The sequence below is a fragment of the Paenibacillus aurantiacus genome (assembly GCF_042431225.1).
GTDB classification, from domain to species: Bacteria; Bacillota; Bacilli; order Paenibacillales; family Paenibacillaceae; genus Paenibacillus_Z; species Paenibacillus_Z aurantiacus.
Window position 1 is genome coordinate 15,587 of record NZ_JBHMDO010000008.1, and the last position, 17,308, is coordinate 32,894.

17 protein-coding genes and 1 tRNA gene are annotated in these 17,308 nt (G+C 56.6%); 15 read left to right on the forward strand and 3 right to left on the reverse strand.

Features of this window, described 5'->3' with window-relative positions:
• Positions 1 to 13: 13 nt before the first annotated feature.
• From hisF to ACFFSY_RS03375, 12 genes are all read left to right on the forward strand, one after another.
• Positions 14 to 772 carry an imidazole glycerol phosphate synthase subunit HisF gene (gene hisF, locus ACFFSY_RS03320; protein ID WP_377489859.1) on the forward strand — a complete coding sequence of 253 codons (759 nt, stop codon included), beginning with the start codon at positions 14 to 16 and terminating at the stop codon, positions 770 to 772.
• Entirely contained in the window at positions 769 to 1,467 is a 699-nt protein-coding gene (gene hisIE / locus ACFFSY_RS03325; protein WP_377489862.1) for a bifunctional phosphoribosyl-AMP cyclohydrolase/phosphoribosyl-ATP diphosphatase HisIE, read from the forward strand. Before hisF ends, hisIE begins: the two co-directional genes overlap by 4 nt.
• Before the next feature lie 91 nt (positions 1,468 to 1,558).
• Entirely contained in the window at positions 1,559 to 2,365 is an 807-nt protein-coding gene (gene hisJ / locus ACFFSY_RS03330) for a histidinol-phosphatase HisJ (protein ID WP_377489866.1), read from the forward strand.
• Positions 2,366 to 2,451: 86 nt separating this feature from the next.
• A complete protein-coding gene (locus tag ACFFSY_RS03335; protein WP_148933208.1) occupies positions 2,452 to 3,402 on the forward strand; it encodes a ribose-phosphate diphosphokinase in 951 nt (316 codons plus the stop codon).
• A 405-nt stretch (positions 3,403 to 3,807) separates the two neighbouring features.
• On the forward strand, positions 3,808 to 5,556 hold the full coding sequence (locus tag ACFFSY_RS03340; RefSeq protein ID WP_377489869.1) for a tetratricopeptide repeat protein: 1,749 nt from the start codon (positions 3,808 to 3,810) through the stop codon (positions 5,554 to 5,556).
• 86 nt (positions 5,557 to 5,642) lie between these two features.
• Positions 5,643 to 6,590, forward strand: coding sequence for a thioredoxin-disulfide reductase (gene trxB / locus ACFFSY_RS03345; RefSeq protein WP_377489872.1), 948 nt, complete (start codon positions 5,643 to 5,645; stop codon positions 6,588 to 6,590).
• A gap of 186 nt (positions 6,591 to 6,776) precedes the next feature.
• Positions 6,777 to 7,727 carry an ROK family glucokinase gene (locus tag ACFFSY_RS03350; protein WP_377489875.1) on the forward strand — a complete coding sequence of 317 codons (951 nt, stop codon included), beginning with the start codon at positions 6,777 to 6,779 and terminating at the stop codon, positions 7,725 to 7,727.
• Positions 7,728 to 7,840: 113 nt separating this feature from the next.
• Positions 7,841 to 8,728, forward strand: coding sequence for an RNase adapter RapZ (gene rapZ, locus ACFFSY_RS03355; RefSeq protein WP_377489878.1), 888 nt, complete (start codon positions 7,841 to 7,843; stop codon positions 8,726 to 8,728).
• A 10-nt stretch (positions 8,729 to 8,738) separates the two neighbouring features.
• Positions 8,739 to 9,731, forward strand: coding sequence for a gluconeogenesis morphogenetic factor MgfK (gene mgfK, locus ACFFSY_RS03360; RefSeq protein WP_377489881.1), 993 nt, complete (start codon positions 8,739 to 8,741; stop codon positions 9,729 to 9,731).
• Positions 9,732 to 9,737: 6 nt separating this feature from the next.
• Positions 9,738 to 10,667, forward strand: coding sequence for a DNA-binding protein WhiA (whiA, locus tag ACFFSY_RS03365; RefSeq protein ID WP_377489884.1), 930 nt, complete (start codon positions 9,738 to 9,740; stop codon positions 10,665 to 10,667).
• Positions 10,668 to 10,773: 106 nt separating this feature from the next.
• Entirely contained in the window at positions 10,774 to 11,043 is a 270-nt protein-coding gene (locus ACFFSY_RS03370) for an HPr family phosphocarrier protein (RefSeq protein ID WP_090583454.1), read from the forward strand.
• Between the two features lie 207 nt (positions 11,044 to 11,250).
• A complete protein-coding gene (locus ACFFSY_RS03375) occupies positions 11,251 to 12,063 on the forward strand; it encodes an SIMPL domain-containing protein (protein WP_377489887.1) in 813 nt (270 codons plus the stop codon).
• Positions 12,064 to 12,149: 86 nt separating this feature from the next.
• Here the strand turns inward: ACFFSY_RS03375 and ACFFSY_RS03380 are convergent, their stop codons facing one another.
• The 3 genes from ACFFSY_RS03380 to ACFFSY_RS03390 form a co-directional block, all read right to left on the reverse strand.
• Positions 12,150 to 12,464 (reverse strand): sporulation histidine kinase inhibitor Sda, encoded by a 315-nt coding sequence (locus ACFFSY_RS03380; RefSeq protein ID WP_377489890.1) that lies wholly within the window; start codon positions 12,462 to 12,464, stop codon positions 12,150 to 12,152.
• Between the two features lie 227 nt (positions 12,465 to 12,691).
• The gene (clpP, locus tag ACFFSY_RS03385; RefSeq protein WP_377489893.1) at positions 12,692 to 13,273 is read right to left on the reverse strand and encodes an ATP-dependent Clp endopeptidase proteolytic subunit ClpP; all 582 of its coding nucleotides are present in this window, start codon (positions 13,271 to 13,273) and stop codon (positions 12,692 to 12,694) included.
• 196 nt (positions 13,274 to 13,469) lie between these two features.
• Positions 13,470 to 13,544 (reverse strand) — tRNA-Arg (locus ACFFSY_RS03390).
• 241 nt (positions 13,545 to 13,785) lie between these two features.
• On the opposite strand from ACFFSY_RS03390, the gene ACFFSY_RS03395 reads away from it, so the two are divergent.
• From ACFFSY_RS03395 to ACFFSY_RS03405, 3 genes are all read left to right on the forward strand, one after another.
• Entirely contained in the window at positions 13,786 to 14,835 is a 1,050-nt protein-coding gene (locus ACFFSY_RS03395; protein WP_377489896.1) for a sugar-binding transcriptional regulator, read from the forward strand.
• Positions 14,836 to 14,923: 88 nt separating this feature from the next.
• Positions 14,924 to 15,928: a type I glyceraldehyde-3-phosphate dehydrogenase gene (gap, locus tag ACFFSY_RS03400; protein WP_377489899.1), complete on the forward strand. Its 1,005-nt coding sequence runs from the start codon at positions 14,924 to 14,926 to the stop codon at positions 15,926 to 15,928.
• A gap of 198 nt (positions 15,929 to 16,126) precedes the next feature.
• Positions 16,127 to 17,308: a phosphoglycerate kinase gene (locus ACFFSY_RS03405; protein ID WP_377489902.1), complete on the forward strand. Its 1,182-nt coding sequence runs from the start codon at positions 16,127 to 16,129 to the stop codon at positions 17,306 to 17,308.

Below are 17,308 nucleotides of genomic sequence, written 5' to 3' on the forward strand. Positions count from 1 at the left end.
AGGAGGCGGCGTTATGCTGGCCAAACGGATTATACCCTGTCTGGACGTGAAGGACGGGCGCGTCGTCAAAGGCGTGAATTTCGTGAACTTGCGCGATGCAGGCGACCCGGTGGAGCTTGCGGCGATCTATGATAAAGAAGGCGCGGATGAGCTCGTCTTCCTGGATATCTCGGCTTCTCACGAAGGGCGGGCGACGATGATCGAGGTGGTGCGCAAGACGGCGGGCGAGATTACGATCCCGTTCACCGTTGGCGGAGGCATAGCCCATGTCGACGACATGAAGCGGCTGCTGCGCGCCGGCGCGGACAAGATCGGCATTAACACGGCGGCCGTGGTGAACCCGCAGCTCGTGGAGGACGGCGCGCGTAAGTTCGGCTCGCAGTGCATCGTCGTTGCGGTCGACGCGAAGTTCAACCCGGAGTGGGGCGAATGGGAAGTGTACACGCACGGCGGACGCAAGACGACCGGCATCCGGGCGCTCGAATGGGTGAAGCGGGTCGAACAGCTTGGAGCGGGAGAGATTCTGCTCACGAGCATGGACGCCGATGGCACGAAGGACGGCTTCGACGTGAAGCTGACGCGCGCGGTGTCCGACTTGGTCGGTATTCCGGTAATCGCGTCGGGCGGCGCGGGACGCGCCTCGCATTTTGCCGACGTGTTCGAAGCGGGGCGGGCCGATGCGGGACTTGCAGCGACGATATTTCACTATAAAGAATTGACGATCGCAGACGTGAAGAACGACCTGCGCAGCAAAGGAGTCGAGGTTCGATGAGCCACAACGAAGGCGCCGCGCTGGCGGAGAGGATCAAATGGGACGAAAGCGGCCTCGTGCCGACGATCGTGCAGGATTACAGCAGCAAAGAAGTGCTCATGCTGGCGTACATGAACCGCGAGTCGCTCGCGAAGTCGCTCGAGACCGGCTCGACGTGGTTCTGGAGCCGTTCCCGCGGCGAGCTATGGAACAAAGGCGCGACGAGCGGCCATACGCAGCGCATCGTCTCCATGCACTATGACTGCGACGGCGACACGGTGCTGGCGCGGGTGGAGCAGCAGGGTCCTGCCTGCCATACGGGCAAGTACAGCTGCTTCTTTAACGAAGTCGAAGGATTCGCGCGTCAAGATGCGGAAGGACAAGCGGCGGAAGGCGCGGCAGATCGCTTCGCGATGCTGAGCCAGCTCGAGAGCGTTATCGCTTCCCGCCATGCGGAGCGTCCGGAAGGCGCCTACACGACGTATCTGTTCGATAAGGGCGTCGACAAGATCCTCAAGAAGATCGGCGAGGAAGCCGGCGAAGTGATCATTGCGGCCAAGAACAACGACAATACCGAGCTTCGTTACGAAGCGAGCGACCTGCTCTTCCATCTGATGGTGCTGCTCCGCGAGCGCGGCCTGCCGCTAGATGATCTGATGTACGAGCTCGGACGCCGCTACAACAAACCGAAATCGGCTTATCAGCTTAGCGAATAGGACGGAACACCGAAGCCGAGCCCGCAGTACGCGGAAGCTCGGTTTCGTGCTGCTCCGCGACCAGAGAGTAGAAAGGCGGCGTCAGACGAACATGAAAATCGATTACCATACGCACCACGTCCGCTGCGGACACGCGGTTGGCACGCTGGAAGAGTACGTTAAGCGCGGCATCGAGATCGGGCTGGATCAGCTCGGCTTATCCGACCATATGCCGCTGCTGCATGTTGACCCCGCGACGTATTACCCGGAGATGGCTATGCCGATGGAAGAGCTCCCGCGTTACGTGGAAGAAGCGTTCGGGCTTAAAGAGAAGTATAAAGGCCAGATCGACGTTCGCGTCGGGCTCGAGGGCGATTATATCGAAGGCTGCGAGGAGCAGATCGAGCGCATTATCCGTGCTTACCCGTGGGATTACGTGATCGGATCGGTGCATTTTCTCGGGACGTGGGACATCTCAGACTTCCGGCAGACCCACGAGTGGGAGGGGCGCGACCGGATGGCGGTGTACGCGCAGTATTACGACGCGGTCCAGAAGGCGTGCGCGACCGGATTTTACGACTATATCGGCCATATCGACGTCATCAAGCGGTTCGGCTTCAAGCCGGAGGGAGACGTAACCCCGCTGGAGGACGCCGCGCTGGAAGCGGTCCGTGCGCACGGGCTGGCAATTGAGCTGAACGCCTCCGGTCTTCGGATGCCGGTCGCGGAGATGTTCCCGAGCCGCAGAATGCTGTCGAAGGCGCTCGAATTGGGAATTCCGCTCACGATTGGCTCCGACGCGCATCAGCCGGAACGGCTTGGGCAATATTTAGAGGAAGCCCGCGCGCTCTTGAAAGAAGCTGGTTTCACGCAGCTGGCCACGTTCGAAAGTCGCAGACGCATTATGATTGATTTTTGAATTATTTTTAAAGTTATGTATAATGGAAGTTGTCGAAACAAGCTACGTTATGCAAATTTAGTGGTCTAATCGCTCAGGAGGGTATCATGTTTAGCGACAAGGTGCGTATTTTTTCGGGTTCCTCGAACCCGAAGCTTGCCGAGCAGATCAGCGCCGAACTCGGCCTGCCGCTTGGCAAAATCAAAGTGTCCCGTTTCAAAAGCGGCGAGATCTACGTCCACTACGAGGAGACGATCCGCAACTGCGACGTCTTCCTGGTGCAGTCGTTCTCGCATCCGATCAACGATCATTTTGTCGAACTACTCGTCATGATTGACGCCGCGAAACGCGCTTCCGCACGCACGGTGAATATTGTCGTGCCGTATTACGGTTATGCGCGCCAGGAGCGGAAAGCCGCACCGCGCGAGCCGATTTCGGCGAAAATGCTGGCGGATGTGCTCAGCACGGTCGGCGCGACGCGCGTCGTGACGATCGATCTGCATGCGCCGGCGATCCAAGGGTTCTTCAACATTCCGGTCGATCATTTGACTGGCCTGGACTTGATCAGCGACTATTTGAAATCGAAAGACATTCCGAATCCGATCGTGGTTTCACCGGACGCGGGACGCGCTTCCACGGCCGAGAAACTCGCCAATTACCTGGATGCGCCGTTCGCCATCATGATCAAGAAGCGTCCGGCTCATAATGAATCGGTCATTACGCACGTCATCGGCGACGTCGAAGGCCAGACGCCGATCATTATCGAAGACCTGATCGATACGGGCACGACCATTGTCAACGTCGTAGAGGGACTGAAGGAACGCGGGGCGCATGACGTCTACGTGTGCGCGACGCATCCGCTCTTCTCCGGCCCTGCATTGCAGCGATTGGACCACCCGAATATTAAAGAAGTCGTCGTAACCGACTCGATCGCGCTTCCGGATAACCGTTCCGACCGGTTCAAGGTGCTCTCCGTGGCGCCGATTCTGGCCGAGACGGTCCGGATCATCATCGAAGGCGGTTCGATCAGCACATTGTTCAAAAACGCGGGCATCTAAGCCGATCCCGCCATTAGCACGACAATCGAATCGCGGACGAATCAGAGGCAAAGGCGGCAGAATTCCCGTACACCCCTCCCTTACGAAACCGCGCGCGAGAAGCGCGTTCGTATTGGGGCAGGAAGCGGGCTGCCGCCTTGCTTCGGGTACGTCCGCGATTTCGTCCCCATGCAGAATGCATAACTTTCATGGCTATGCATCCTGTGTTTCACCATCGCTGAATGCTGCATTCACAATCCTCGGATTGTGAACGCAAACCACTCAGCTGATCAGTAATGAAACGCGCGCTGCCACTTCAAACTGGTGCTAACTGTTTCATCTTGCATATTCTTTTCGTGTATGGATAGGCTGCGCTATGGTATAATCGTAGCAACTTTAAGGATGGACCGGGGAGGTGCCTTGCGAATGAAAGAGAAGAAGCGTGCGGCCGCGCCAAGTCATAAAACAAACATCATACCGATTCACTGGGACGCCACTTTCTTTTTCGAACGGGCGGTGCGCTCGCTGGATCGATATCATTATGACAAGGCACTGAAGTATTTTCGCCGCGCGGTCGAATACGAGCCGGACAATCCGGTCAACCATTGCAACATGGCCGGGATCTTGTCCGAGATGGGCAACTATGAGGAATCCAACAACGTGCTCCGCCGCATCGTCGACACGCTCGACCCCGCGATGACGGAGTGCCACTTCTATATGGCGAACAATTTCGCCAACATGGAGCAATACGAGGCAGCCGAAGACGCGCTGATTCGCTATCTCGAGGAGGACGCCGAGGGCCAGTTCCTTGACGAAGCGGAAGAGATGATGGAGCTGCTTCATTACGAGCTGGAGCGTCCGATGAAGATCGCGTCGGTCAAGGCGCGCGAAGGATATTTCGAGCATGACCAAGCCCGCGCGATGCTGGAGGAAGGCAAGTTCGCGGAGGCCGTGCGCCTGCTGGAGACGATCGTCGAGAAGAACGGTGAGTTCCTGGCGGCCCGCAACAACCTGGCACTGGCGTATTATTACATGGGCCTGTTCGACAAAGCCATGACAACGATCCAGGAAGTGCTCGCGCAGGAATCCGGTAATTTGCACGCGCTGTGCAATCTGGCGATTTTCCATCAGCATGCCGGCGACACGGAAGCGCTCCGGCCGCTCGTCGAACTGCTGCGCAAGACGGTGCCGTTCCATCAAGAGCATGTGTTCAAGCTGGCGACGACGATGGGGATACTCGGCGAGCATGGCCAGGCGTATCGCCATTTCCTCCGGCTGATGAAGGACGGCGCACTGCGCGACGATGCCTGCCTGTATCATTACACGGCCGTAGCGGCTTGGAATATCGGGCGTATGAACGAGGCTGAACGATTCTGGCAGCAAGCGGCGAAGATGGATCCGAAATCGAACGTGCCCGGCTATTATTTGGAGCAACTGACGCGCGTTCGCGCCGGTGGGGAAACCGGTATTGCGAGCTATCACTATCATCTGCCGTTCGAAGAGCAATTCAAGTTGTGGGAGAAATCGAGCGAGACGCTGCCCGACCACTTGAAACGCGACCCGCTCGTGCGTTCCTCGTTCTTCTGGGCGCTGCGCCATGGCGACCGCGGCACGAAGCTGCAGGTCATTCAGGCGCTCGGCATGATCGCGGACAACGAAGTGAAAGACGCGCTGCGCGCGTTTATCCAAGAGGAACAGGAAGACGACTACTTGAAGCGTATTGCGGTATTCGTCCTTCGTACGATCGGCGTGCACGAGGCGCTGGAGGCTCACTTGGAAGGCAAGGCGACGACGATTGAGCACAGCCGCATGCCTTCGCGCCTGCCGGAGTGGGACCCGAAGTGGCAGGAGGTGCTCGAAGCCGCGCTCGGACGGATGAACAAGCAATACGATCTGGTTCAGCAGCACGACTTGCTGACGCTGTGGATCGATTTTCTCTCCCGCGTGTATCCGGATGCGCCCAAGCTGGGTAAGGTTGAAGGATGGGCGGCCGCGCTGGAATATTTGACGGCGAAGATGCACCGGCGGACGATTTCGTACCACGAAGTGTCGGAGCGTTACGGAACGTCGATCGCAACGGTAAGCAAATGCGCCAAGCGTATTGATGAAATTTGCGGGATTAAGGAAAAAATGAAAATGATCTTCCCTGCCTTGGACACCAAAGGCGAAGCATAAGCAACGCGTTGGGCATTCGCGATGTTCATGCGTGCAGGCCCCGGCCATGGCGGGCGCAGGTTGGATAGCAAAGGAGGCATTCTCGAATGTACAAGGCGATTATTATCGGTACTGGTCCAGCCGGATTGACGGCAGCGATCTACTTGGCGCGGGCGAACATGAACCCGCTGGTCATTGAAGGTCCCGAGCCCGGCGGCCAATTGACGACGACGACGGAAGTGGAGAACTTCCCAGGGTTCCCGGAAGGGATCATGGGTCCTGATCTCATGGCGAACATGCGCAAGCAAGCGGAGCGCTTCGGCGCGGAGTTCCGCACCGGCTGGGTCAACTCGGTCGATACGTCGAAGCGTCCATTCACCCTGCAGGTGGAAGGACAAGGCGAATTGCAGGCAGAGACGCTCATCATCTCGACGGGGGCGTCGGCGAAGTACCTGGGCATCCCGAACGAGCGCGAGAATGTCGGCCGCGGCGTGAGCACCTGCGCGACGTGCGATGGTTTCTTCTTCCGAGGGAAGAAGATTATCGTCGTCGGGGGCGGCGACTCGGCGATGGAGGAGGCGAATTTCCTGACGCGATTCGCATCGGAAGTGGTTCTGGTACACCGCCGCGAGGAGATGCGCGCCTCGAAGATCATGCAGGATCGGGCACGCGAGAACGGCAAGATCAGCTGGGCGCTTAACCGCACGCCGCTGGAAGTCGTGGCCGGCCCGATGGGCGTCACGGGACTTAAGGTTCGCAACAACGCGAGCGGCGAAGAGGAAGTACTGGAGACGAACGGCATCTTCGTGGCGATCGGCCACACGCCGAACACGAAGTTCCTTGGCGGCCAGCTGGAGGTCGACGAGACCGGCTATCTGATCACGAAGCCGGGCACGAGCGAGACGAGTATCCCGGGCATCTTTGCCTGCGGCGACGTGCAAGACAACAAGTACAGACAGGCGGTCACCGCGGCGGGCAGCGGCTGTATGGCGGCGCTCGATTGCGAGAAGTTCCTCGAAGGACACGCGGTTCATGATTGGAGTCAGTCGTTGTAATTCAAGCAAGGTTAAGGCGGCCGCATCGCCGGACGCCAACTGAAGGGACGCTGCCGGATCTGATCCAGGCAGCGTCGTTTCGCGTCAACGCGCCGCTCCTGCTAGAGAGTCTTGACCGCCTCCTTTGGCGTCACTTATAGTGGGAACAGCAGCAACCCAACCATTATTGTAGAGGTGGCTTTATTCATGTCTGAGAAAATTGTTGTTGGCGTAGATATCGGCGGCACTTCCGTCAAAGTAGGGATTTGCGATTTGAACGGCGCACTGCTTCATACGTACGAAGGACCGACGGAGGCCGATAAAGGCACGGAAGTGGCGTGCAACAATATCGCTTCCTACGCGCGGCTCATCGTCGAGCAATCTCCGTACAGCTGGGAACAAGTGGAGGGCGTCGGCGTCGGTACCGCCGGTTTTCTCGATATTCCGAACGGCATCATTAAATTTTCCCCGAATCTCGGCTTCCGCAACGTACCGCTGAAGGCGATTCTCGAAGAGAAGCTTGGCAAGAAGGTGCTCGTCAACAATGACGCGAACGTTGCGGCGCTTGGCGAAGCTTGGGCCGGCGCGGGTCGCGGCGTGGATCACTGCGTCTGCTACACGCTCGGTACGGGCGTTGGCGGCGGCATCATCATCGGCGGCAAAATCGTGGAGGGCTTCGCGGGCATGGCGGGCGAGCTCGGCCATATGTCCATCGTGCCGGACCTGGAAGCGATTCAATGCGGCTGCGGCAAAATGGGCTGCTTGGAGACCGTATCGTCCGCGACGGGCATCATCCGCATGGCGAAGGACGCGGTAGAACGCGGCGACCGGACGTCCCTGTCGTTCGTGCCGAACATTATGGCCAAGGATGTCGTGGACGCGGCGAAGGCAGGCGACGAAGTGGCAGCCCGCATCGTGACGCGCGCAGCGTACTACTTGGGCAAGTCCATGGCGCAAGTCGCGGTCGTGCTGAACCCTCAGCGTTTCATTGTGGGCGGCGGCGTTTCCAAGGCAGGCGAGTTCTTGTTCGAGCAGATCCGTGAGGCCTTCCAAAAGGCAACGCCGGATATCGTCGCAGAAGGCGTGGAAATCGTGCCGGCCGTACTGGGCAACAACGCAGGCGTCGTCGGCGCGGCAGGACTTATTATTCGTTCGTAATTGAAGCAGGTCTGACGATCAACGAGCAGAGCTTGCTTTCACATAAGACGCCTACGGTTCGGCGCTTCGGCGCCGGACGGCGTTATTTTCGATTTGGGTAGGAGGAACCGGCGATGGAAACGGGAACGGCGATGGCGAAACTGGTCATCATCACAGGGATGTCGGGCGCGGGCAAAACGATCGCGGTGCAGAGCCTCGAGGATCTCGGTTTTTTCTGCGTCGACAATTTACCTCCGGTGCTGATCCCGAAATTCGCCGAGCTGATCGAGCAGTCGAACGGCAAAATCGGCAAGGTCGCGCTGGTCATCGACCTGCGTGGACGGGAGTTTTTCACGGCGTTATCGGAGTCGCTGAATTATTTGAAGGACCACTACACGATCGGGTACGAGATTCTGTTTCTCGACGCGACGGATAGCGTGCTCGTGCAGCGCTATAAGGAAAGCCGCCGGCGCCACCCGCTTGCTCCCGAAGGGCTTCCGCTGGAAGGCATTCAGCATGAACGCCGCCTGCTGGAAGATTTGAAGGGCTGGGCGACGCAGGTGATCGACACGAGCAGCTTGAAGCCGCTGCAGTTGAAGGACCGGATCATGTCGCGATTCACGAACGTGGACCAAAGCTCGATTTCGGTCAATGTTACCTCGTTCGGGTTCAAGTACGGCATCCCGATTGACGCGGACTTGATTTACGACGTTCGTTTTCTTCCGAATCCCCATTACGTCGAGCAGCTGCGCCCGAACACGGGCCAGGATCCTGAAGTGTACGACTACGTCATGAAGTGGCCGGAGACGCAAACATTCCTGACAAAGCTGCTCGATATGCTGCAATTCCTTATTCCGCAATACCGCAAAGAAGGCAAGAGCCAGGTCGTCATCGGGATCGGCTGCACGGGCGGCAAACATCGCTCGGTCGCGATCGCCGAATACTTGGGCCGCATGCTGGGCGCAAGCGATACCGAGACGATCCGGGTCAGCCACCGCGATGCGGAACGCGATCGGCACTAGAGGTGAACGGATGAAGCAGAAACGCACGACACCAGAAGAACGACTTCCCCGTATTGTCGTCATCGGCGGCGGTACGGGGCTCTCCGTTATGCTGAGGGGATTGAAGGAGAAGCCGCTTGATATTACCGCCATCGTGACGGTGGCGGACGACGGGGGCAGCTCGGGCATCCTGCGCAGCGAGCTCCAAATGCCGCCGCCCGGCGATATCCGCAACGTGCTCATCGCCCTTGCGGACGTCGAACCATTGCTCGCCCAGATGCTGCAATACCGGTTCAATACAGGAGCGGGGCTTGCCGGACATAGTCTAGGCAATCTCATGCTGGCGGCGATGACGGAAATCTCGGGCGATTTCGTGACGGGCGTCCGGGAATTAAGCCGGGTATTGGCCGTTCGGGGGCGCGTGCTTCCGGCGGCGGGGCAAGCGATCGTGCTGCACGCCGAGATGGAGGATGGCTCCATTGTAACGGGGGAATCGAACATCCCGAAGGCGGGGCAAGCGATCAAGCGGGTATTCATCGAGCCGGCAGAGGTCGAGCCGCTGGAAGAAGCGGTCGAAGCGATTCGGGAAGCGGATGCCATCCTGATTGGACCGGGAAGTCTATATACGAGCATTATACCGAACCTGCTCGTGCCGAAGTTAGCTGAAGCGATCGTCGAATCGGATGCGGTCAAGATGTTCGTCTGCAACGTCATGACGCAACCGGGCGAGACGGACGATTATTCGGTCGGGGATCATCTCGACGCGGTGCATGCCCATATCGGCAAGCATCTGTTCGACTATGTCATCGTGAACAACGGCGAAATTCCGCCGCAGGTGCAAGAACGTTACGCCGAGAAAGGCGCCAAGGCCGTCCATTTGGATCTGGAGGAAGTCCAGAGCCGAGGCTACAAGGTCATTGCCGACCGGCTTGTGCTGTTCCGCACGTATTTGCGGCACGACGCGGCGCGGCTGAGTCACCATATTTATCAGCTTGTCGAAGATTGGATGAATCGAAAGAGGTGAACAACGATGTCTTTTGCAGCGCAAACGAAGAAAGAATTGACGATGATTGAAGCCGATCCGTGCTGCGAAAAGGCGGAACTGTCCGCGCTCATTCGAATGAACGGCTCCGTTCAACTCTCCAATCGCAAAGTCATACTCGATATCTCGACAGAGAACGCCGCAATCGCAAGGCGAATCTATTCGCTGATCAAAAAACAGTTTGCGGTACATACCGAACTGCTCGTGCGCAAGAAGATGCGGCTAAAGAAAAACAATGTCTACATTGTCCGCATCCCGGTCAACGTGCAAGAGATTCTAAGCGAGCTGCGTATCGTCTCCGAAGGTTTCATGTTCAATCAGGGCATAGACAAGGAGATGCTCCGCAAATCGTGCTGCAAACGATCTTATTTGCGCGGGGCGTTCCTCGCTGGCGGATCGGTCAACAATCCGGAGGGTTCCTCTTATCATCTGGAGATCGCCTGCATGTATGAAGAGCATTGCCAGGCGCTCGTAGAACTGGCCAACAAGTTCGACTTGAACGCTAGATGCATCGAGCGGAAGAAAGGCTTTATCTTCTACATGAAAGAGGGCGAGAAAATTATCGAGCTTTTGAACATTATCGGCGCGCATCAGGCGCTCTTTAAGTTCGAGGACGTCCGCATTATGCGCGACATGCGCAATTCCGTCAATCGCATCGTCAACTGCGAGACGGCGAATTTGAATAAGACGATCGGCGCCGCCGTGCGTCAAATCGATAATATAAAGCTGCTGCAGAAACAAGTCGGCCTCGATAGCCTGCCCGATAAGCTGCGAGAAGTTGCCGAAATCCGTCTCATGCATCCGGACATGAACTTGAAGGAAGTCGGGGAGATGCTTAAGGGCAAGGTGAGCAAGTCCGGCGTCAACCATCGGCTGCGCAAAATCGACGAGATTGCGGAAAAGTTACGGAATGGCTAAGTGCAAGGCTAGTGCTTGCGCAACAAAAGTGATATAATGTTGATTAAAATGACGTTTTGCACTCGTGAATCGCACGATTGAATTTCGTATAGGGGGTAAGGTTTTGATGACAAGGCACCCGGTTGTCGTTCGTCTGAAAACAGGTCTCCACGCAAGACCGGCCGCGCTTTTCGTTCAGGAAGCGAACAAGTTCTCGTCCGAAGTCTTCGTAGAGAAGGACGATAAGAAAGTGAACGCGAAATCGATTATGGGTATTATGAGCCTGGCCATCAGCTCCGGTACCGAGGTGACAATCAGCGCGGAAGGATCGGACGCCGATCAAGCTGTAACCGCTTTAGTGAACCTGGTCAGCAAGGAAGAACTGGAGAACCAATAATGGACCAAAGGAAGAGCTCCCGGAAGGGGGCTTTTTTTAGTTTCGCGCGTGCTGGGAGGCGCACCTCTTGAGGCTGCGGAACGGGCATATCCGTCATAAGCAGGCTGTTGATTCACCGTCGAAGCGGAAATGCTTAAGGACGTGCAACAATTCGGGCAGCGAATACGTTTAGTAGTCACAAACCAAGAAGAAGGGTGTTGGGATGCGATGACACGATTCACGCATGACGGACAGACGGAGCAGCAGAGTAAGACAAGCAAAGGGAAAAAGCGGCCGATGCTGCTATTGGTGCCCGCGCTCGCGGTGGCGATCGGGTTCGGAACGATAATCGGGGCCGGCGGTCCAACCCCCTTCGTAAAGGCGGCGGAGACGGTGAGCGTAGAGCGGGGACTGATTACGGTAGAGGGTAAGGGCGAGATTAAGGTCGCGCCGGATGTGGCATACATGAATGTCGGGGTGGAGACGAAAGCGGCGACGGCCAAGGAAGCGCAGGCGAAGAACGCGGCCCAATTCGCTTCGATCGAGAAGCTGCTCTTCACGACCTACAAGTTGGATAAGAAAGACGTGAAGACGACGGGCTTCTATGTTCAGCCGCAGTATCAGTACAATGAGAAGGACGGCACGAGCAAAATTATCGGGTACACCGCGACGCACAGTATCGAGATTACGAGTCGCAAACTCGACGGCATCGGCGCGCTGCTGGATAACTTATCGACCGCTGGGGCCAACCGCATTGACGGGATCCGGTTCGATGTGGAGAATCAAGAGCAATACGAACTGCAGGCCATGGAGAAGGCGATGGCCCAGGCGAAGCGCAAAGCCGACGTGCTCGCGAAAGCCGGCGGCCGCGCGGTGAAACAAGTGGTCAACATTACGCAGGGGAACGTCGCGAGCGTGCCGATCTTCCAAACGGCGAAGCTCATGGCGGAATCCACGGCCGACATGGCGGGCGGAAGCTCCGTGCAGACCGGCGAGATCACGATCGGCACGAGCGTGACCGTTTCCTACGATATGCAATAAGAAAAAGGCAGCTGCCGGTGACGGCAGCTGCCTTTTTCTCTGGGCTTGTATGACGACCGGTTCTCGTAGGAAGTGAAGTCGCGCGGTTAATTGTTGTCGTTGTCGATAAGCGAGATGCCGCGCTGTTCAAGCGCTTGTTCGATGAGGGCGATGAATTCGTGCGACAGACGCATCGCTTTGGCTTCGTGATAGACCTCTAAGAGGTGCGTATCGCTAAGCGGGCGAAGCAGCATCGATTTGTCTTGCATGGGCAAATAAATATTCGGCTCGGACGGCGAATTGTCCGATTCCCGGATGAAGGAGACGCCGAACGCAGGAGGATAAGATTCATAAAACGCAGGATCTTCACTCTCGTGACGAAGAAAGGAGCGAACACTTGCGGCAGATTGTGATCGATTCATAACGAAAGCAACTCCATAAAATAAAATTTGATATGCCCTAACGTAAGGTGTAATTGGAATGATTTAGTACATCGTATCATGAAAGCGGCTTGGCGTGGTCATGAATTCGGAGCATTGAATATTTCTTGACAACGCGAAGCTTCTGTGATAATAAGAGGATTTCGTGTCTGGAGAATAAATAAAGACCCGGCATGCGAGCTGCCGGGTCTTTATGAATATGAGGAGTGTTACAGTTTCTCGATGACCTTATCGACGAGGCCGTAGTTGGCTGCTTCTGCTGCGCTCATGAAATAGTCGCGGTCCGTATCGCGCTCGATTTTCTCCAGCGGCTGTCCCGTACGCTCGGACAAGATCCGGTTGAGCGTGTCGCGGGTCTTGAGGATATGTTTGGCGCGGATCTCGATATCGCTTGCCTGTCCTTGCGCGCCGCCGAGCGGCTGGTGAATCATGACTTCGCTGTTCGGAAGGGCAAAACGTTTACCTTTGGCGCCAGCGGCCAGCAGGAATGCGCCCATGGAAGCAGCGAGTCCGACGCAGATCGTGGAGACATCCGGCTTGATGAACTGCATCGTATCGAATATGGCGAGACCTGCGGAGACTGAACCGCCAGGACTGTTGATGTAAAGCGAAATGTCTTTCTCCGGATCATCCGCCGCCAGAAAAAGCAATTGCGCGATGATGGAGTTGGCGACGACGTCGTTCACCGGCGTGCCGAGGAAGACGATGCGATCCTTTAACAGACGGGAGTAAATGTCGTAGGCGCGTTCGCCGCGGTTGCTTTGCTCAATGACCATAGGTACGAAATTCATGTCCAAGTCCCTCCTTAATGGTTATCAAGTATTGCCTCGGCCCGCGGGTTTAAAACCCGATCCGGGGCAGGCTATGTTAGCGTAAGCTCATCATACCGGATTGCTTCGCAAAAGTCAAAAATGGTCAGACTATAAAAACAAAAAAACCGGCCATGGCCGGTTGTTGCTGCGTTATTCGTTCAGTTGTGAAGTTAGATGGCGCGCCCGCGAGGGATCGAACCTCGATCTCAGGCTCCGGAGGCCTACGTCATATCCATTGGACCACGGGCGCGTATTCAATAAGCGATAGCGAGATTCATTGTAACCCAAACAAAACGAAAATGCAAGTAGCTTCAAAAAGAAAAAAATATGCAAAAGGGCACCGGTAACCGGTTTCATTTGGAAAACCCAACTTGCTCCTCCTAGAGGATTGGAGTACAATAAAGGTGGGACTTAAAATGAACAGGTGGGACGCTTCGTGTCCCTGTTAGTTTGGGGCCCAATTCGGCAATAATGGAGTGGATGTGAGCAGCATGCAGTCTCTCATCGAAATACAACAGAAGCTCCTGCCGGATCTGCTCGTTGTGATGAAGAAGCGTTATCTCATCCTCCGCCAGGTGATGCTCTCTGATATGATCGGACGCCGCACGCTGGCAGCCTCGCTCGAGATGACGGAGCGGGTATTACGGGCCGAGACCGATTTTCTGAAATCGCAAGGACTGCTTCAGATCGAGGCAGGCGGTATGCGCATTACAGAAGAGGGTAAGAAACTTCTGGACGAGATGGAGCCGCACTATCAGCAGATGTTCGGCTTGTCTGATCTGGAGGAACGCATTCGCACCCGGTATGGATTGAAGCAGGTCGTGATTGTGCCTGGCGATTCCGATACTTCGCGGCATACCAAACGCGAGCTTGGCTTAGCCGGATGCGCCGTGCTGCGCAAGTATATGGAGAAAGACGACGTCGTCGCGATCACTGGCGGCACGACACTTGCGCAAGTAGCCAATCAGCTGACGACGCAGACGCCGCTGAAAGGTAATTGGTTCGTGCCTGCACGAGGCGGACTCGGCGAAAGCATGGACTATCAGGCGAATACGCTGGCTTCTACGATGGCCAAACGGACGGGAGCGCAATACCGGCTGCTGCACGTACCGGATCATCTGGGCGAAGAAGCGTACACGACGCTCATGCAGGAACCGAACGTGCGAGAAATCGTGGATGTCATCCGAAGCGCCCGCATTGTCGTACACGGCATCGGGGACGCTATGGTCATGGCACGCAGACGACGGCTGGACGCGACCTTCTTCGAGGCTTTGCAATCGGAAGGGGCGCACGCCGAGGCGTTCGGGTATTATTTCGACCGGACCGGCACCGTCGTACACCGCATGCCTACTATTGGACTGCGGCTCGAAGACATCATGGCGACCGAAGTGGTCATTGCGATCGCTGGCGGACGCAGCAAGGGCGAAGCAATTGCCGCGATTATGCAATTCGGGCACGACGATGTGCTCGTCACCGATGAGGCGGCCGCGCTAGAGATCGCCGCGCTGCTCGACCGGGAAGCTTCGAATAGCAATACGTGATCTTGACCGACGCGAGCAAAGCCGCAAGGCAGTGCTTGCACGAGGTCTTGAGATATATTGAAAATTACCTTTAGGAGGCAGAACTAACATGGTAAAAGTAGGTATTAACGGATTTGGCCGTATCGGCCGCAACGTATTCCGCGCATCTTTCAACAACCCGAACGTAGAGATCGTTGCAGTCAACGACCTGACAGACACGAACACGCTGGCTCACCTGCTCAAATATGACACGACGCACGGCAAATTCGAAGGCACCGTAGAAGCTAAAGAAGGCGCCTTGATCGTAAACGGCAAAGAAATCAAAGTATTCGCTGAGCGTAACCCAGAGAACCTTCCTTGGGCATCCGTAGGCGCAGAGATCGTCGTTGAATCGACGGGTATCTTCACGGCGAAAGAAAAAGCCGAGCTTCACCTGAAAGGCGGCGCGAAGAAAGTTATCATCTCCGCTCCAGCTACGAACGAAGACATCACCGTTGTTATGGGCGTAAACGAAGCCAAATACGATCCATCCGCTCACACGGTTATCTCCAACGCTTCTTGCACGACGAACTGCCTGGCGCCATTCGCGAAAGTCCTGAACGACAAGTTCGGCATCGTTAAAGGCATGATGACGACTGTTCACTCGTACACGAACGACCAATCCGTTCTCGACGTTCCTCACAAAGACCTGCGCCGTGCTCGCGCAGCTGCTGAGAACATCATTCCTTCGTCCACGGGCGCTGCTAAAGCGGTATCCCTGGTACTGCCTGAGCTGAAAGGCAAACTGAACGGCATGGCTATGCGCGTTCCTACGCCTAACGTTTCCGTAACGGACCTCGTTGCTGAGCTGAAAGTCAACGTAACGGTTGAAGAAGTCAACGCTGCGCTGAAATCCGCTTCCGAAGGCCCGCTGAAAGGCATCCTTAACTTCTCCGAAGAGCCGCTTGTATCGAGCGACTACAACGGCGACCCAGCTTCCTCGACGATCGACGCGCTGTCGACGATGGTTGTAGAAGGCAACATGGTTAAAGTCGTTTCCTGGTATGACAACGAGTGGGGCTACTCCAACCGCGTTGTTGACCTGGCTGCATATATCGCATCCAAAGGTCTGTAATAGCCGACTTTTGAATAGAGACGAAGGAGCTGCTGACCGCAGCTCCTTCGCTACAGTTTGTCATACTTAAACGAGACCATAACGAGCATGTCCCCGGTCAAGAGGGACAGCCATAGGATAGCAGTGGAGCGTGGATATAGATAGCGGACTCTGAAGCCGACATGGGATAGGGGTTCAACATACCGGGAGGGAAACGCAATGAACAAGAAGAGTGTACGCGACGTCGAATTGAGCGGCAAACGCGTTTTTGTGCGTGTGGACTTCAACGTGCCTGTAGAGAACGGCGCAATCACGGATGACAAGCGGATCCGCGAGACGCTGCCGACCATCAACTACTTGATCGAGAACGGCGCGAAAGTGATCCTGGCGAGCCATATGGGCCGTCCGCAAGGCCAAGTCGTAGAAGAGCTTCGTCTTACGGCGCAAGCAGCCCGTCTGTCCGAGCTGCTCGGCAAGCCGGTGACGAAAGCAAACGAAGCGGTTGGCGAAGAAGTGAAAGCGCAAGTCGCGGCTCTGAATGCAGGCGACGTGCTTCTGCTCGAGAACGTTCGTTTCTACCCGGGCGAAGAGAAGAACGACGCCGAACTTGCGAAGCAATTCGCGGAGCTTGCGGATCTGTTCGTCAATGACGCTTTCGGCGCGGCTCACCGCGCGCACGCTTCGACGGAAGGCATCGCGCATCACCTGCCGGCGGTATCCGGCCTGCTGATGGAGCGCGAGCTGGACGTGCTCGGCAAAGCGCTGAACAACCCGGAGCGTCCGTTCACGGCGATCGTCGGCGGTTCGAAGGTTAAAGACAAAATCGACGTCATCAACAAAATGATCGAGATCGCGGACAACATCATCATCGGCGGCGGCCTGTCCTACACCTTCTTCAAAGCGCAAGGCCACGAGATCGGCAAATCGCTCGTCGACAACAGCAAGCTGGACCTGGCCCTCGAGTTCATCGAGAAAGCCAAGTCGCTCGGCAAAAACTTCCTCATCCCGGTTGATATCGTCGTAGCTGACGACTTCAGCAAGAACGCCAATACGCAAATCGTCGACATTGACGGCATTCCGGCTGAATGGGAAGGCATCGACATCGGTCCGAAGACGCGCGAGATCTACGCGGACGTCATCAAGAACTCGAAGCTGGTCGTGTGGAACGGACCAATGGGCGTATTCGAGATCGAGCCGTTCTCCCACGGTACGCAAGCCGTTGCGCGCGCATGCGCAGAGACGTCCGGCTACACGGTTATCGGCGGCGGCGACTCGGCGGCGGCAGCGGAGAAATTCCACCTGGCCGACAAAATGGACTTCATCTCCACGGGCGGCGGCGCATCGCTGGAGTTCATGGAAGGCAAAGCGCTCCCAGGCGTTGTAGCGCTTAACGATAAATAA

What these genes read in the sequence shown, in the direction of transcription:
- ACFFSY_RS03340 (WP_377489869.1), top strand. Translation starts at nt 3,808, where the DNA reads ATGAAAGAGAAGAAGCGTGCGGCCGCGCCAAGTCATAAAACAAACATC.
- ACFFSY_RS03395 (WP_377489896.1), top strand. Translation starts at nt 13,786, where the DNA reads ATGCAGTCTCTCATCGAAATACAACAGAAGCTCCTGCCGGATCTGCTC.
- ACFFSY_RS03380 (WP_377489890.1), bottom strand. Translation starts at nt 12,464, where the DNA reads ATGAATCGATCACAATCTGCCGCAAGTGTTCGCTCCTTTCTTCGTCAC.
- hisJ (WP_377489866.1), top strand. Translation starts at nt 1,559, where the DNA reads ATGAAAATCGATTACCATACGCACCACGTCCGCTGCGGACACGCGGTT.
- clpP (WP_377489893.1), bottom strand. Translation starts at nt 13,273, where the DNA reads ATGAATTTCGTACCTATGGTCATTGAGCAAAGCAACCGCGGCGAACGC.
- ACFFSY_RS03375 (WP_377489887.1), top strand. Translation starts at nt 11,251, where the DNA reads ATGACACGATTCACGCATGACGGACAGACGGAGCAGCAGAGTAAGACA.
- ACFFSY_RS03335 (WP_148933208.1), top strand. Translation starts at nt 2,452, where the DNA reads ATGTTTAGCGACAAGGTGCGTATTTTTTCGGGTTCCTCGAACCCGAAG.
- ACFFSY_RS03370 (WP_090583454.1), top strand. Translation starts at nt 10,774, where the DNA reads ATGACAAGGCACCCGGTTGTCGTTCGTCTGAAAACAGGTCTCCACGCA.
- hisIE (WP_377489862.1), top strand. Translation starts at nt 769, where the DNA reads ATGAGCCACAACGAAGGCGCCGCGCTGGCGGAGAGGATCAAATGGGAC.
- trxB (WP_377489872.1), top strand. Translation starts at nt 5,643, where the DNA reads ATGTACAAGGCGATTATTATCGGTACTGGTCCAGCCGGATTGACGGCA.
- rapZ (WP_377489878.1), top strand. Translation starts at nt 7,841, where the DNA reads ATGGAAACGGGAACGGCGATGGCGAAACTGGTCATCATCACAGGGATG.
- ACFFSY_RS03405 (WP_377489902.1), top strand. Translation starts at nt 16,127, where the DNA reads ATGAACAAGAAGAGTGTACGCGACGTCGAATTGAGCGGCAAACGCGTT.
- mgfK (WP_377489881.1), top strand. Translation starts at nt 8,739, where the DNA reads ATGAAGCAGAAACGCACGACACCAGAAGAACGACTTCCCCGTATTGTC.
- ACFFSY_RS03350 (WP_377489875.1), top strand. Translation starts at nt 6,777, where the DNA reads ATGTCTGAGAAAATTGTTGTTGGCGTAGATATCGGCGGCACTTCCGTC.
- gap (WP_377489899.1), top strand. Translation starts at nt 14,924, where the DNA reads ATGGTAAAAGTAGGTATTAACGGATTTGGCCGTATCGGCCGCAACGTA.
- whiA (WP_377489884.1), top strand. Translation starts at nt 9,738, where the DNA reads ATGTCTTTTGCAGCGCAAACGAAGAAAGAATTGACGATGATTGAAGCC.
- hisF (WP_377489859.1), top strand. Translation starts at nt 14, where the DNA reads ATGCTGGCCAAACGGATTATACCCTGTCTGGACGTGAAGGACGGGCGC.